Source organism: Streptomyces sp. NPDC031379, assembly GCF_055569615.1.
The window spans coordinates 41765-56489 of record NZ_JBVIIT010000026.1; the positions used below are offsets into that span (position 1 = coordinate 41765).

Annotated in this window: 15 protein-coding genes, 1 other RNA gene and 1 pseudogene; 10 read left to right on the forward strand and 7 right to left on the reverse strand. The window is 74.1% G+C overall.

What is annotated here, in order from left to right; translation table 11 throughout:
• Positions 1-13 precede the first annotated feature (13 nt).
• Positions 14-1315, reverse strand: a complete 1302-nt coding sequence (locus ACZ5CW_RS32220) for a sensor histidine kinase (RefSeq protein ID WP_468607610.1) — start codon at positions 1313-1315, stop codon at positions 14-16.
• 334 nt (positions 1316-1649) lie between these two features.
• On the opposite strand from ACZ5CW_RS32220, the gene ACZ5CW_RS32225 reads away from it, so the two are divergent.
• The 3 genes from ACZ5CW_RS32225 to ACZ5CW_RS32235 are packed head-to-tail and all read left to right on the forward strand — an operon-like array spanning position 1650 to position 4571.
• On the forward strand, positions 1650-2507 hold the full coding sequence (locus tag ACZ5CW_RS32225) for a MaoC/PaaZ C-terminal domain-containing protein (RefSeq protein WP_468607612.1): 858 nt from the start codon (positions 1650-1652) through the stop codon (positions 2505-2507).
• Positions 2508-2544: 37 nt separating this feature from the next.
• Positions 2545-3621, forward strand: a complete 1077-nt coding sequence (locus ACZ5CW_RS32230; protein ID WP_468607614.1) for a Zn-dependent alcohol dehydrogenase — start codon at positions 2545-2547, stop codon at positions 3619-3621.
• 11 nt (positions 3622-3632) lie between these two features.
• Positions 3633-4571, forward strand: coding sequence for a 3-oxoacyl-ACP reductase (locus ACZ5CW_RS32235; RefSeq protein WP_468607616.1), 939 nt, complete (start codon positions 3633-3635; stop codon positions 4569-4571).
• A 94-nt stretch (positions 4572-4665) separates the two neighbouring features.
• Here the strand turns inward: ACZ5CW_RS32235 and ACZ5CW_RS32240 are convergent, their stop codons facing one another.
• The gene (locus ACZ5CW_RS32240) at positions 4666-4824 is read right to left on the reverse strand and encodes a hypothetical protein (RefSeq protein ID WP_468607618.1); all 159 of its coding nucleotides are present in this window, start codon (positions 4822-4824) and stop codon (positions 4666-4668) included.
• Between the two features lie 95 nt (positions 4825-4919).
• Positions 4920-6206 (reverse strand): hypothetical protein, encoded by a 1287-nt coding sequence (locus ACZ5CW_RS32245; protein WP_468607620.1) that lies wholly within the window; start codon positions 6204-6206, stop codon positions 4920-4922.
• A gap of 187 nt (positions 6207-6393) precedes the next feature.
• Here ACZ5CW_RS32245 and ACZ5CW_RS32250 point away from each other — a divergent pair, with 187 nt between their 5' ends.
• From ACZ5CW_RS32250 to ACZ5CW_RS32260, 3 genes are read left to right on the forward strand one after another with little or no spacing between them, the layout of a single operon-like run.
• A complete protein-coding gene (locus tag ACZ5CW_RS32250; RefSeq protein ID WP_468607622.1) occupies positions 6394-7233 on the forward strand; it encodes a Nif3-like dinuclear metal center hexameric protein in 840 nt (279 codons plus the stop codon).
• The gene (locus ACZ5CW_RS32255; protein WP_468607834.1) at positions 7230-7973 is read left to right on the forward strand and encodes a zinc ribbon domain-containing protein; all 744 of its coding nucleotides are present in this window, start codon (positions 7230-7232) and stop codon (positions 7971-7973) included. The genes ACZ5CW_RS32250 and ACZ5CW_RS32255 overlap by 4 nt, the downstream gene beginning before the upstream one ends.
• 19 nt (positions 7974-7992) lie before the next feature.
• Positions 7993-9291: a bifunctional RNase H/acid phosphatase gene (locus tag ACZ5CW_RS32260; RefSeq protein ID WP_468607624.1), complete on the forward strand. Its 1299-nt coding sequence runs from the start codon at positions 7993-7995 to the stop codon at positions 9289-9291.
• Here the strand turns inward: ACZ5CW_RS32260 and eda are convergent.
• From eda to ACZ5CW_RS32275, 3 genes are all read right to left on the reverse strand, one after another.
• Positions 9263-9925: a bifunctional 4-hydroxy-2-oxoglutarate aldolase/2-dehydro-3-deoxy-phosphogluconate aldolase gene (gene eda / locus ACZ5CW_RS32265; RefSeq protein ID WP_468607626.1), complete on the reverse strand. Its 663-nt coding sequence runs from the start codon at positions 9923-9925 to the stop codon at positions 9263-9265. The two genes, ACZ5CW_RS32260 and eda, sit on opposite strands and share 29 nt — an antisense overlap.
• Positions 9926-10013: 88 nt before the next feature.
• Positions 10014-10796 carry a peroxide stress protein YaaA gene (yaaA, locus tag ACZ5CW_RS32270; protein ID WP_468607628.1) on the reverse strand — a complete coding sequence of 261 codons (783 nt, stop codon included), beginning with the start codon at positions 10794-10796 and terminating at the stop codon, positions 10014-10016.
• Positions 10797-10961: 165 nt separating this feature from the next.
• Positions 10962-11345: a hypothetical protein gene (locus ACZ5CW_RS32275; RefSeq protein ID WP_468607630.1), complete on the reverse strand. Its 384-nt coding sequence runs from the start codon at positions 11343-11345 to the stop codon at positions 10962-10964.
• A 148-nt stretch (positions 11346-11493) separates the two neighbouring features.
• Between ACZ5CW_RS32275 and ACZ5CW_RS32280 the strand changes: the two genes are divergently transcribed.
• The 4 genes and pseudogenes from ACZ5CW_RS32280 (at position 11494) to ACZ5CW_RS32295 (ending at position 14302) form a co-directional block, all read left to right on the forward strand.
• A complete protein-coding gene (locus ACZ5CW_RS32280; RefSeq protein WP_468607632.1) occupies positions 11494-12312 on the forward strand; it encodes a helix-turn-helix domain-containing protein in 819 nt (272 codons plus the stop codon).
• 88 nt (positions 12313-12400) lie between these two features.
• Positions 12401-13117, forward strand: a pseudogene (locus ACZ5CW_RS32285) (DMT family transporter); the annotation flags it as partial.
• Positions 13118-13232: 115 nt separating this feature from the next.
• Positions 13233-13637, forward strand: an RNA gene (rnpB, locus tag ACZ5CW_RS32290) — RNase P RNA component class A.
• Between the two features lie 107 nt (positions 13638-13744).
• Positions 13745-14302, forward strand: a complete 558-nt coding sequence (locus tag ACZ5CW_RS32295; protein ID WP_468607634.1) for an NADPH-dependent FMN reductase — start codon at positions 13745-13747, stop codon at positions 14300-14302.
• Positions 14303-14339: 37 nt separating this feature from the next.
• Here ACZ5CW_RS32295 and ACZ5CW_RS32300 read toward each other — a convergent pair whose 3' ends face one another.
• Positions 14340-14720, reverse strand: a complete 381-nt coding sequence (locus ACZ5CW_RS32300; protein WP_468607636.1) for a MazG-like family protein — start codon at positions 14718-14720, stop codon at positions 14340-14342.
• Between the last annotated feature and the right edge of the window lie 5 nt (positions 14721-14725).

The window sequence follows — 14725 nt, forward strand, 5'->3', positions numbered from 1 at the left end:
GTGAGCTGGGCGGTCAGCTCACCCCGGGCGCCGTAGCCGTAGCCGTAGCCGAAGGAGTCGTGAGCCCGATCGCCGTCAGCTCCTCGGCGTCCGTCGGGAGTTCCGCGGTGACCGTGAAACCGCCGCGTGGCGACGGGCCGGCGGTCAGGGAGCCGCACGCCGCCGCGAGGCGCTCGGTCAGCCCCGTCAGGCCCGTGCCGCCGATGCCCTCCCGGGGCCGGCTGACGGCCTTGCCGGTGCCGTCGTCGGTGACCGTGAGCCGGGCCCGCTCGGCGGCGCCCTCGACGGTGATCTCGCAGCGGCCGGCATCGCTGTGCCGGACCACGTTCGTGACCGCCTCGCGCACCACCCAGCCGAGCAGCACCTCGGCCTGCGGGGTGAGCGGCGTCCCGGTCCGGCGGACCACCGGCTCCACGCCGGCCGCGGACAGCGCCGACCGGGCCCGGGTCAGCTCGGTGGCCAGGCTGCCCTCGCGGTAGCCGGTCACCGCCTCCCGGATCTCGGTGAGCGCCTGCCGGCCCACCGACTCGATGTCCGTGATCTGCGCCAGCGCCGCGTCCATGTCGCGCGGGGCCAGCCGCCGGGCCGCCTCCGACTTCACCACGACGACCGACAGGGTGTGCCCGAGCAGGTCGTGCAGGTCCCGGGAGAAGCGCAGCCGCTCCTTCTCCACCGCCCGCCGGGCCAGCTCCTCACGGGCGGCGCGCAGCTCCCGTACCGCCTCGGACAGACCGAGGATCGCGGCGGTCACCATGCTGGAGAGGAAGGTGGCGTAGCCGATGTTCGTCGCGTCTCCCCAGCCGCCCCGCACACCGGAGACGGCGCCCGCGTACGCCGAGAGCAGCAGACCGGTGCGGCCCAGCCACGGGCCGCGCAGGGTGGCGCCCGTCGCGAGACCCAGCAGCGGGAAGAACATCAGCCAGTTGCCGCCGTAGCCGAGGGCGAGCCCCGTGGTCAGCAGTGCCATCAGGCCGAGCGCCACCCGGGTGGACACCGACTCGCGCTTGGCCCGGTCGAAGGAGCGGAAGGTGACGTAGACGTAGAGGGAGTTGAAGGCCAGCAGGCCCGTGCCGCCGATCCAGGGGTCGGGGGTCCGGCCCTGGAGCAGGTTGGAGAAGGACCCCAGGCCCATCAGCAGCCAGGGCAGCAGGGCGAAGCCGGTGGGCGGCGGTCCCGGATGGTCGAGGCGCGGCACCTCGCCGTTCTTCCGGGCGTCCCGTCGCGCGGCCTTGTAGCGCTCGTGCTCGGCCCGCCACCGGAGCCGCTCCGCCTGCCAGGCCGCCCCCTGGCACCTCAGTCTCCGCCACCACGTCATCTCTGTGTCCCCCGGTCGAACGGTCCGCGCACCACGGCGGTGCGACAGCACAGCGTACGAAGGAAACGGTAGGAAACCGGCCCTGGCCGCGACAGAGGCATGTGTACGGAGCCGGGCAGTACAAATGTCACGGCTCACCGCCCGCCGAGCCGGAGGAACTGACACAGCGTCAGGAGCCTTCACAACTGCGGAGCGCTGGGCTATACAGGGGGCGCCGGACTGGAACGCGTTCTAGGTCGGCCCGTAGCGACCTCGGTGCGGCCGACGGTGCGGACGGCCGTGCCGGGGTCTTCGGCGATCCGGAAGACCCCCTTGCCGCCACGTCAGGAGCCTCATGCCCATCGACGCAGCCTCGGCCCTCGCCGCCGAACCCCGCTCCGGCGAGATCAGCTGGACCCCCAAGGACGTCCAGCTCTACCACCTCGGCATCGGCGCGGGGATCCCCGCCACCGATCCGGACGAGCTGCGCTACACCCTGGAGTCCCGGCTGCACGTCCTGCCGAGCTTCGCCACCGTCGCGGGCGCGGGCTCGCCCGGGGTGATCAGCGGGCTGTCCATGCCCGGCGTCGACGTCGACCTGGCCAAGGTCCTGCACGGCGGCCAGAGCCTCACGCTGCACCGCCCCATCCCCGCCGCGGGCACCGCCACCGCCACCGGCCGCATCGCCGCCGTGTACGACAAGGGCAAGGCCGCCGTCCTCGTCATGCGCACCGAGGTCGCCGACGCCGACGGCCCGCTGTGGACCAACGACGCCGAGATCTTCGTACGCGGAGAGGGCGGCTGGGGCGGCGACCGCGGCCCCTCCACCCGGCTGGACCCGCCCACCGGGGACCCCGACCGGACCGCCGACCGGCCCCTGCGCGAGGACCAGGCCCTCCTCTACCGCCTCTCGGGGGACTACAACCCGCTGCACGCCGACCCCGAGTTCGCCAAGCTCGCCGGCTTCGACCGGCCGATCCTGCACGGCCTGTGCACCTACGGCTGCACGCTCAAGGCGGTCGTCGACACGCTGCTCGGCGGCGATGTGACCCGGGTCCGCGCCTACCGCACCCGCTTCGCCGGGGTGGTGTACCCGGGGGAGACCCTGCGCATCCGCATGTGGCGCGAACAGGGGCGGGTGCGCGTCGCGGTGGGCGCCGTCGAACGGGACGACGCGCCGGTCCTGGCCGACACCGTCGTCGAGCACTCCTGACAGCACGCCGCACACAGCCTCCGAGGGGAGCCGCACCATGCGCGCAGCCGTACTGCACGAGATCGGACAGGAAAAGCTCGAGGTCCTCGACGACGTCGAGGCGGTGGGCTTCGGCCCCGGCAAGGTCAGGGTCCGGGTCCGCGCCACCGGGCTGTGCCACTCGGACCTGTCCGCGATGAACGGCGTACTGCCCCAGCCGGCCCCCTTCGTGCCCGGCCACGAGGGCGCGGGCGAGATCCTCGAGGTCGGCGAGGGGGTACGGCACCTGAAGCCCGGTGACCGGGTCGTCATCTGCTGGCTGCCCGCCTGCGGCGCCTGTCCGGCCTGCGGCCGCGGCCAGACCGAGCTGTGCCTGGCCGGGTTCATGAACGCGGGCACCCCCAACTTCAAGCGCCCCGCCGGTGACGTCTTCGGATTCGCCGGCACCGGCACCTTCGCCGAGGAGGTCGTCGTGGACGCGGGCTGTGCCGTGCCGATCCCGGACGACGTGCCCTTCGACATCGCCGCGCTGATCGGCTGCGGGGTGACGACCGGGCTCGGCGCCGCGCTCAACACCGCCGATGTGGAGGCCGGTTCGTCGGTCGCCGTCATCGGCTGCGGGGGCGTCGGCATATCGGCGGTGCAGGGCGCGCGGCTGAAGGGCGCCGCCGAGATCGTCGCCGTCGACCCGGTCGCCTCCCGGCGCGAGTCCGCCCTCAGGTTCGGTGCCACCCGGGCCGTCTCGCCGGACGGACTGCCCGACGCCAAGCAGCAGGTCACCGGCGGCGAGGGCTTCGACTACGTCTTCGAGGTCGTCGGCAGGTCGGCCACCGCCCGCACCGCCTACGAGAACACCCGGCGCGGCGGCACCCTCGTCGTGGTCGGAGCGGGCGCCCTGGACGACTTCCTCCAGCTCAACATGTTCGAGCTGTTCTTCGACGAGAAGCGCATCCTGCCGTCCCTGTACGGCGGCGGCGACGTGCTGCGCTCCTACGAACGCACCATCGCCCTGTGGCGGGCCGGCCGCGTCGACCTGGCGGGCCTGATCACCCACCGGGTGCAACTGGCGGAGATCAACGAGGCACTGGACCAGATGCGTACCGGGACCGCCCTGCGTACGTGCATCGAGATCTGAGGACGCGGCGCATGTCACTGCCACTCGAGGGACTGTCCGCGATCGTCACCGGTGCCGGCCGCGGGCTCGGCCGGGCCGAGGCGCTGGAACTCGCCCGGCTGGGCGCGGCCGTCGTCGTCAACGACTTCGGGCAGCCCGGCCGCGACGGCACCGGCGAGGCCTCGGCGGGTCCCGCCGAGCAGGTCGCCGCCGAGATCCGGGACCAGGGCGGCCGGGCCGTCGCGCACACCGGGGACGTCGCCGACCTGCGGCAGGCGCGGGAACTGGTCGAGGCGACGATCGCCGCGTTCGGCTCGCTCGACATCCTCGTCAACAACGCCGGCATCCTGCGCGACCGCATGGTCTTCTCGATGACCGAGGACGAGTGGGACGCGGTGATCCGGGTCCACCTCAAGGGACACTTCAACACCACCCGCTTCGCCGCCGCGCACTGGCGGGAGCGGTCGAAGGCGGCCGGGGAGCCGGTGTACGGGCGGATCGTGAACACCTCCTCGGAGGCCTTCCTCGCCGGTTCCGCCGGACAGCCCAACTACGCCGCGGCGAAGGGCGGGATCGTCGGCCTCACCACCTCCACCGCCCTGGCCCTGGCCAGGTACGGCGTCACGGCCAACGCCATCTGCCCGCGCGCCCGGACCCGGATGACCGAGGACGTCTTCGCGGGGCTCGAGCGGCCGGAGGAGGGGCTCGACCCGCTCGCGCCCGAGCATGTGGCCCCGCTCGTCGGCTACCTGGCCTCACCGGCCGCCGCCCGCGTCAACGGCCAGCTGCTCGTCGTCCACGGCGGCATGGTCGCCGTCGTGGAACGGCCGCGGGTGCGGGCGAAGTTCGACAGCAAGCAGGAGACGTTCACCTACGACGAACTCGACGCGCTGCTCACCCCGCACTACGCGGACCGGCCGCCGGGGGAGACCTTCGCGGCGGCGGAGGTGCTGGGGCTCAAGCGGGGCTGAGACCGGCGGGAGCGGGGCCGGGCACGAGAAGGGGAGGTGCCCGACGGGCACCTCCCCTTCTCGTGCATCACGGCCGGTCAGGCCGCTCTGGCCGTCAGGCAGCCGCCTCGGCGGTCTCCCCGGCCGGCTTGCGGTGCCGGCCGTGCGGACTCGACTCGCTCTCCTGGGCCGCGACCGGGCCGCGGTGCCGGCCGTGGCCGGCGGCCCCGTGAGAGTCGGCGGACAGCTGCTCCGTCGTACTGGTGTCACTCATCGGACGTATTCACCCCGTCAACATGATCTTTCGTACAGCCGGGGAGTGTAACCGGCACACCACGGGCCGAATCCAGGCGCACACGCCAACCGGCACTACTTCGTTACAAGACGTCCCAGGGGCGCCTGTTGGAGCGGCACCGGACGGGCCGGCACAGGCTCCGGAGGGCCCGGTTCCGCCGTCTGCCCGGACGCCTGTGGCGCCCCGGCGGACGTGCCGTCCCGGACCGGACCCTCCAGACCCGCCTCCCCCGGTCCCCTCGGCCCCGCGACCGCCGGACCACCGGCACCGGTCGCGGCCGCGGCCTCCCTGCCCCCCGTGTCCCCCCGGCCCTCCGTGCCCCTCCGGCTCCCCGCGTCCCTCCGGGGCGCCGACAGCTCCGCCACGCCGCACGGGACGTCCTCCGTGGCGTACGGCAGCCGCAGCACCCCGCCCCGCGTCCACAGCCCGGCCCCCGCCAACCACCCCTCGGGCGCCGGAAGATGCGTCAGCTGCCGCCCGGCCGGCCGCCAGGTGCCCACCCAGCTGCCGAACGTGCCGTCGATGCGCAGCGCCACCGCGCAGTTCTCCGGCATCAGCACCTGCCCCGGCTGGATCGCGAACGGCGTGACCGCGCACTGCGGCACGCGCAGACACTCCGGGAAGCGCACCGGCAGCGTGCTGCCGAGCACTCCCCAGCCCAATCGTTCCTGCCCCGGGGAAGGCGCGTCGGAGGAGATCAGCAGCAGCCCGCTGTCGGGATCGGCGAGCAGCAGCCGGTCGTCGCTGCCCTCCGCGATCTGCAGCAGGGGCGACACCGCGCCGCACCCCAGGTCCACCACGACGGTCTTGGTGCGCCCGTCCAGCTCCCGGTCCAGCGCCAGCAGCCGTCCGGTGCCGTCCAGCCAGACCCCGCCCACGCAGCGCCCCGGCAGCTCGGCGAGCCGCTCCGGGCCGAGGGCCCCGCCCGCCACCTGCCACACCACGCTGGACCGCGGGCCGACGGCGAGGGCGTACGCCCGCGCGCCCCCCGGCGCCGGCGGCAGCAGGGTGAGCCGGGTGCCGGGCTCGGGGCACTCCACCGCGCCGAGCGGCAGCTCGCCGGTGCCGGGACCGGTCGGGTAGAGCAGCGCGAAGACGTGCCGCCCCGCCACCAGCCGGTGGATCAGCACCCGGCCGTCGCCCATGGGCTGCACCTCGGTGCCGGGCTCCTCCGGCTGGTTGCCGGGCAGCGGCACCGCGTACGGCTCCGGGCCGTCCAGCGTCCAGCGCTCGGGGAACCAGGACTCGCCTTTCAGCGCGAGCCGGGCCGCGTAGGCGCCGTCCGCCGTGAGGGCGCACCCGGTCGTCGGCGCACCGTCGGACTCACCCGCCGACGGAGATTCGATCGCACAGGCCGTCATGATTCGGTCACCTCCGGCGACGAAGCTAGTTTTCGCACGCGCAGGCGCGGGACCAGCCCTCTCCCGCTTCACACATACGGGTGGCGCAGAAGCGATTCCTCCGAGGAAACCGGGACGTGTGTGCTGAGCGTGGCCAGAGCAGGCGGATGCGGTACAGCCCCGCCGAACAGCCAGGTAGCCTTTCCCCGTGCCCCGTCTGTCTGAAGTCATCGCCGCGCTGGAGAGCCTGTGGCCCGCCGAGCGGGCCGAGTCCTGGGACGCGGTCGGCACGGTCGTGGGAGACCCCGACCAGGAGGTGAGCCGGGTCCTGTTCGCCGTCGACCCCGTGCGGGAGATCGTCGACGAGGCGGTGAAGCTCGGCGCCGACCTGCTGGTCACCCACCACCCGCTCTATCTGCGCGGGACGACCACGGTCGCGGCGTCCACCTTCAAGGGCCGGATCGTGCACACGCTGATCAAGAACGACATCGCGCTGCACGTCGCCCACACCAACGCCGACACCGCCGATCCGGGCGTCTCGGACGCCCTCGCGGGCGCACTCGACCTCCGCGTCGTACGCCCCCTCGTGCCGGACCCCACCGACCCCGAGGGCCGCCGGGGACTGGGCCGCGTCTGCGAACTCGACCACCCGCTCACCGTGCGCGAGCTGGCCGCCCGCGCCGCCGAACGGCTGCCCGCCACCGCGCAGGGCGTCCGGGTGGCCGGCGACCCCGAGGCCGTCGTCCGCACGGTCGCCGTCAGCGGCGGCTCCGGCGACAGCCTCTTCGACCAGGTCCGCGCGGCCGGCGTCGACGCCTTCCTCACCGCCGACCTGCGCCACCACCCGGCCAGCGAGGCCGTCGCCCACAGTCCCCTCGCGCTGCTCGACGCGGCGCACTGGGCCACCGAGTGGCCCTGGTGCGAGCTGGCCGCAGCCCAGCTCGACGAGATCTCCGACCGCCACGGCTGGGACCTGCGCGTCCACGTCTCGAAGACGGTCACCGACCCATGGACCAGTCACTCCCCCTCACCTGGAGCCCCCAACTGAACGCCGCGCCCGCCGACCAGATCCGACTCCTCGACGTCCAGGCCCTCGACGTCCGCCTGCAGCAGCTCGCGCACAAGCGGAGGTCCCTGCCGGAGCACGCCGAGATCGAGTCGCTGAACAAGGACCTCACGCAGCTGCGCGACCTGCTGGTGGCCGCGCAGACCGAGGAGAGCGACTGCGCCCGCGAGCAGACCAAGGCCGAGCAGGACGTGGACCAGGTGCGCCAGCGTGCCGCCCGCGACCAGCAGCGCCTGGACTCCGGCGCGGTCACCTCGCCGAAGGACCTGTCCAACCTCCAGCACGAGATCGCCTCCCTCGCCAAGCGGCAGGGCGACCTGGAGGACGTGGTCCTGGAGGTCATGGAGCGCCGTGAGGGCGCGCAGGAGCGGGTGACCGAGCTGACCGAGCGGGTCGGCTCCGTCCAGGCGAAGATCGACGACTCGACCGGCCGCCGGCAGGCCGCGTTCGAGGAGATCGACGGCGAGGCCGCCTCGGTGACCAAGGAGCGCGAGGTCATCGCCGCCTCCGTCCCCGCGGACCTGCTCAAGCTGTACGACAAGCTGCGCGAGCAGCAGGGCGGCATCGGCGCGGCCAAGCTGTACGCCCGCACCTGCCAGGGCTGCCGGCAGGAGCTGGCCATCACCGAGCTGAACGAGATCCGCACGGCGGCGCCGGACACGGTGGTCCGCTGCGAGAACTGCCGCCGCATCCTGGTACGTACGGCCGAGTCGGGTCTGTAGGGGACAGGGGGCGTCAGGGGTGAGGGAGTTCATCGTCGAGGCCGACGGCGGCTCGCGGGGCAACCCGGGTCCGGCCGGCTACGGCGCCGTGGTGAGCGACGCGGCGACGGGGGAGACGCTGGCGGAGGCGGCCGAGTACATCGGCGTCGCCACGAACAACGTGGCCGAGTACCGCGGCCTCGTCGCCGGCCTGCGGGCCGCGCACGCCCTGGACGCCGCCGCGACGGTCCATGTCCGGATGGACTCCAAGCTGGTCATCGAGCAGATGTCGGGCCGCTGGAAGATCAAGCACCCCGCCATGAAGCCGCTGGCGGCCGAGGCGAGGACCGTCTTCCCTCCCGAGCGGGTCACCTACGAGTGGATCCCCCGGGACCGCAACAAGCACGCCGACCGCCTGGCCAACGAGGCGATGGACGCGGGCGCGAAGGGCGAACAGTGGTCGCCGTCGCAGTCCCGGGCGGCGCTGGACACCCCGCCCGCCGTTCCCGAGCCGTCGGGCCCGCCCGGGGACGCGGCCGCGGGCGCGGCGAAGGTCCGGGCAGCCGTGGCCGCGGGCAGTCGCGCCGCCGGGGCGGCGCCCGTCGCACAGAAGGCGGCACCCCCCGGCGAGCAGCGCCTTCCCGGTGCCGGAGGGGAAAACCCGGCCACCTCCAGCGAGCAGCGCCCCGGCTGGAGTGCCGCTCCCGACCTGGGCGCTCCCGCCACCTTCGTCCTCCTGCGGCACGGCGAAACCCCGCTCACCCCGCAGAAGCGCTTCTCCGGCAGCGGCGGCACGGACCCCTCCCTGTCCGACGCGGGCCGGGAGCAGGCCCACCGGGTGGCCGAGGCGCTCGCACGGCGCGGCACGGTCCAGGCCGTGGTCGCCTCCCCCCTCACCCGTACCCGGCAGACCGCCGGCATCGTCGCCGCCCGCCTCGGCCTGGACGTGGCGATCGACGACGGCCTGCGCGAGACGGACTTCGGCGCCTGGGAGGGCCTCACCTTCGGCGAGGTCCGCGAACGCCACCCGGACGACCTGAACGCCTGGCTCGCCGACCCGGAGGCCCATCCCACCGGCGGCGGCGAGAGCTTCGCCGAGACGGCCACCCGGATCGCCGCGACCCGCGACAAGCTGGCCGCGGCCTACGCGGGCCGCACGGTCCTGCTGGTCACCCACGTCACGCCGATCAAGACCTTCATCCGGCTCGCCCTCGGCGCCCCGCCCGAGTCCCTGTTCCGCATGGAACTCTCGGCGGCCTCCCTGTCGGCCGTGGCCTACTACGCGGACGGCAACGCGAGCGTCCGGCTGTTCAACGACACGTCCCACCTGCGTCCCTGAGCCCGGCGGCGGCCCGCGCCAGCTCCTCGACCCGGGCCCAGTCCCCGGCGGCCACCGCGTCCGCCGGGACCATCCAACTGCCGCCCACGCAGCCGACGTTGGACAGTGCCAGATACTCCGGGGCGACCGCCGGGCCGATCCCGCCCGTGGGGCAGAAGCGAGCCTGGGGCAGCGGACCGGCCAGGGACTTCAGATAGGCCGTGCCGCCCGCCGCCTGCGCCGGGAAGAACTTCATCTCCCGCACCCCGCGCTCCAGCAGCGCGACGACCTCCGAGGTGGTCGACACCCCGGGCAGGAACGGCACCCCGGAGCCGCGCATCGCCCGCAGCAGCGTCTCGGTCCACCCCGGGCTGACCAGGAACCGCGCCCCGGCCGCCACGCACGCGTCCACCTGCTCCCGCGTGATCACCGTGCCCGCCCCGACCACCGCCCCGGGCACCTCGCCGGCGATCGCGCGGATCGCCTCCAGTGCCGCCGGGGTCCGCAGGGTCACCTCGATCGCGGGCAGCCCGCCCGCCACCAGCGCCCGCGCCAGCGGTACGGCGTCGGCTGCGTCGGAGAGCACCACCACGGGTACGACGGGCGCGAGATCCAGCACGGAGGCAGCGGGGGAGGAGGGCAGCGGCGAGGTCATGCCCTCATCGTACCCAGTGGCTGCACTACACGCAATGAGCGTTGCGCATGCTGCAACGCCTAGGTGGGAAGGCGTCTCCGCCGTGGACTCAGTGCACCTCCTCCACCAGCACGTCCAGCGACCACGCCCTGCCCGCCCGGCCCGGCGCCTCCGCCTCCACGACGTACCCCAGCTCCCGCAGCACCTCCACCAGCTCGGCGGGGTCCTTCGGCGCGGCCCCGGCCGACAGCAGGCTGCGTACCATCCGCCCCTTGGTCGCCTTGTTGAAGTGGCTGACGACCTTCCGCGTCGGCGCGTGCAGCACCCGTACGGTCGCCGTGCGCTCCGCCACCCCGGCCTTGGGCTTCCACGCCGCCGCGTACGCGGAGGAGCGCAGATCCAGCACCAGCCCGTCCCCGGCCGCCTCGGGCAGCACCTCGGCCATCGGCGCCCGCCAGTGTCCGGCCAGCGCGCCGAGCCCCGGCAGCTTCACGCCCATCGAGCAGCGGTAGGAGGGGATCCGGTCCGTCACCCGCACCGCGCCCCACAGCCCCGAGAAGACCAGCAGCGAATCCGCCGCGCGCCGTCGCGCCGCCGCGTCCAGCGTGGCCAGGCCGAGGGCGTCGTAGAGGACACCGGTGTAGATCTCCCCGGCCGGGCGGGCGCCGGCCGCCGGCAGCCCGGCGTTCTTCGCGACCTCGCCGCGCAGCCCCTCGCTCAGCCCGAGCACCTCGCGCGCCTTCTCCTCGTCACCGGCGCACAGGTCGACCAGCTCGGACAGCACGGCCTCCCGCGCGGTGGTGAGCCCCGGCAGCGACAGCGTCCCCAGCTCCAGCGGGGCACCCTCGCCCGCGTTCGCCTTGCCTTCCGAGGGCGGCAGCAGGACCAGCAACACGTACTCCTCACGTAGACCTCCGCCAGGGTACGGCGTACCCCCGCCCCCGCCTCGACCGTGGGGACCGTGCCGGTGGAGCCCTGGGCGGTCATCGGCCGGTTCACCGCGGCATGAGGGCCTCGGCGAGCGAACCGGCGTCGTCGGCGTGCAGCCGCACCACGCTCACCTTCCTCGGCGTACGGCGCTGATCGCCGGCAGCGGGATCCGCAGGTCCACGTGGACGCCGTAGCGCGCCCGCAGCGCCTTGGGGGTCAGCACGTGCGGGCGCACCACACAGGCCGCGTGCAGGCCGACGATCAGCAGCACGGTGCAGACGTCCAGCGCCGGCACGGCCTCGTGGGCCACGGGCCACTCCCGCAGCATCAGGGACACGCCGACCGTCTCGAGCACGCAGACGAAGGCCGGCCCCGCGATCATCGCGCCCTGCCCGCGCGCGTACCCGAACGCCCGCGCGCCGGCGGCCCCCTCGGTGCGCCGGGCCGGCCACAGCGCGAGGCTCGCGTACAGCCGCAGTTCGTGCCCGGCCACCCGGCGCAGTGTCCTCATGTCACCAACTCCCCTCCATGTCAAGCGTGTTCATCCTGCGCCGGACCACCCCGGCCCGCTGGACGGCAGGGGTGCCGCGGGGCGCGGCATGGAAGCGGGGCCCGCAGGCGTTGCACCCATGGCGCAGCACACGGCAAGGGGGCGAACGATGGTGGAACAGGCGCTGTGGACCAGGGCGAGACTGGGCATGTGCGGCCCCCCGCTCGACCTGCTGACCGCGAGTTTCCGCAGGCACGTGTACGCCCCGCACGCCCACGAGGAGTACACCGTCGGCGTCTGCGTCGGCGGCTCCGAGGTGATCGCCTACCGGGGCGGCCATATCCGCACGGGACCGGGCACCATCGTCGTGCTCGATCCCGGCGAGATGCACACCGGCGGCCCGGGCAACGCCACCGACGGCTACGCCTACCGCGCCCTGTACGCCGAGCCGTCCCTGCTCGCCGACGGCATCCTCGGCGGCCTGCCGTACTTCCGCGAACCGCTCCTCGACGACCCCGGGCTCGCCGCCGCGCTCCGCCTCGCCCACACCGAACTCAGCGCCTGCCCCGACCCGCTGGAGGCCGAGTCCCGCCTGCCCTGGCTGCTGACGGCCCTGGCCCGCCGCCACTCGACGGCGCGGCCGGTGTCCGACCTGATCCCCGGCGCGGGCACGATCGCCCTGTCGGTCCGGGACCGCCTGGCCGACGAACTCACCGCCCCGCCGACGCTGTCCTCCCTCGCCGCCGACCTGGGCCTGTCCCGCTACCAGCTGCTGCGCGCCTTCCGTACGACGATGGGCATACCGCCCTACGCGTGGCTCGCCCAGTACCGGGTGAGCCGGGCCCGCGCGCTGCTCGCCTCCGGCCTGCGCCCCGCCGAGGTGGCCCCGCTCGTCGGCTTCGCCGACCAGGCGCACCTGACCCGCTGGTTCCGCCGGGTGCTCGGCGTGACCCCGGCGGCCTACCGCAACAGCGTTCAAGACGGCTGAGCCCGCGACGGCCGAAACTCGCCGCATGACTGCACGCGGCTGGTTCCTGTTCTCCCTGATGGGAGTGGTGTGGGGCATCCCCTATCTGATGATCAAGGTGGCGGTGGACGAGGTGTCCCCGCCGGTGGTGGTGTTCACGCGCTGTGCGCTCGGCGCGGCCCTGCTGCTCCCGTTCGCCCTGCGCCAAGGCGGTCTGCCGGAGACCGTGCGCACCCACTGGCGCCCCATGCTGGCCTTCGCCTTCCTGGAGATCGTCGTCCCCTGGTTCACGCTCACCGACGCGGAGCGGCACCTGTCCAGCTCGACGGCGGGCCTGCTGATCGCGGGCGTGCCGATCGTGGGCGTGATCGGGGCCCGCCTCCTGGGCGACACGGAACACCTGGGAGCCCGCCGCGTCACGGGCCTCGCGCTGGGCCTGGCGGGCGTCTCGGTCCTCACCCTCCCGCACCTGACCGGCGGTGACGCCCGCTCCCTGGCCGAGGTGCTGCTGACCGTCCTCGGCTATGCCACGGCGCCCCTGATCGCCGCGCGCCGGCTCAAGGACGTACCGTCCCTGCACCTGACCGCGGCCTGCCTGTCCCTGGCCGCCCTGCTCTACGCCCCCGTCGCCGCCTTCACCCGCCCGTCCGCCGTGCCCCCTGCCCCGGTCCTGGCCGCGCTGGCCGGACTGGGCGTGATCTGCACGGCGGTGGCCTTCGTGGCGTTCCTGGAGCTGATCAAGGAGGCGGGCCCGACGCGGGCGACGGTGATCACCTACGTCAACCCGGCGGTGGCGGTGGCGGCCGGGGCGCTGTTCCTGGACGAGTCGCTGACGCCGGCCGTCCTGGCGGCCTTCGCCCTGATCCTGGCCGGCTCGGTGCTGGCGACGGCCGCCGGTCCGCGGCGCGGCACACGCCCGGTACCATGGTCGGCACGGCAGACGAGCCGGGCGGACGGCCGCGTGGAGTCCCCTTAGGGGGCTTCCCGAGGAACGTCCGGGCTCCACAGGGCAGGGTGATGGCTAACGGCCACCCGGGGTGACCCGCGGGACAGTGCCACAGAAAGCAGACCGCCCGGCACCTCGGTGCCGGGTAAGGGTGAAACGGTGGTGTAAGAGACCACCAGTGCCCAGGGCGACCTGGGCAGCTAGGTAAACCCCACCCGGAGCAAGGTCAAGAGGAGCGCCGTGAAAAGCGCTCTGCGCGGACGATCGAGGGCTGCCCGCCCGAGTCCGCGGGTAGACCGCACGAGACCGGCGGCAACGCCGGTCCTAGATGGATGGCCGTCGCCCCGGCGTCCGCGAGGACGCCGGGGAACAGAACCCGGCGTACAGCCCGACTCGTCTGCCCCCTCCCTCAGCGGCCCGAGCCGCCGGACGCCCGGCAGCCGGGCCCGTTCTCTCCCCCCGCTTTTCCTTCCCGCCGGTGATCTTCGGGACCGAAGGCTGCTCGGCATGAAGATTCTCGGGCTGTGCGGAAGTCTGCGATCCAAGTCGCTGAACGCGGCCGTGCTGCGCACGGCGGTGGACCTGACCCTTCCGCCGCGGGATCTCGTTCTCGGGCCCGGCCTGGGCCGGCTGCCCTTCTTCGACGCGGACGTCGAGGAGACCGCGCTGCCGGCGGTCGCGGCCGCGCTGCGGTCCGCGGTGGCTGCCTCGGACGGGCTGCTGATCGTGACGCCCGAGTACGCCCATGGCACCTCCGGCGTACTGAAGAACGCCCTGGAGTGGCTGGTCGGCGGGGGCGAGATCGCCGGCAAGCCGGTGGCCCTGGCGAGCGCGTCCCCCGCCGACACCGGCGGCGACCGGGCCCGGGCCTGGCTGGCCGAGACCCTCACCGTCATGGGGGCTCAGGTGATCCCGCGGGAGCTGCGAGTACCGCAGGCGGCCCGCAAGATCGCGGACGGCAGGGTCACGGACGAGCCGACGCTGGCCGCCCTGCGCGACCTCCTGGACGAACTCGCCGGCGCCGTGGCCGGGGCCCGCGAGGACGACGGCAGCCTCGCCCGCTGACCCCGAGGGCGTCCCGTTCGCCGCGGGGGCACCCTGCTCACGCCGAAGACGCCGAAGGAGGACCGAGCGGGCGGTCCCGCACCCCCTGCAGGTGCCCTTCGAACACCTCTCGCGCCCGCGGTGTCAGCGTCCGCAGCGCCACCAGCGCCGTGATCGCCACATCGCACAGCTCCGCCTGGACGTCCTCCCACGTGTGCGTGACGCCCTTGCGGGGGTTCTGGCCGGTCGTGCCGATGATCGCCTCGGCGACCTCGCCGACCTCCTCCGACAGCTTGAGTACACGCAGGAGCACGCCCTCGGTGCCGGTGCCGGTGCCGGTGCCGGTGCGGGCCGACTCCAGGCGGGACCACAGGTCGTCGATGGCAGGCCAGAGGGCGGCGGCGGTGGCCGCGGAGGCGGTGGAGTCCTGATCCGTCATGCCCC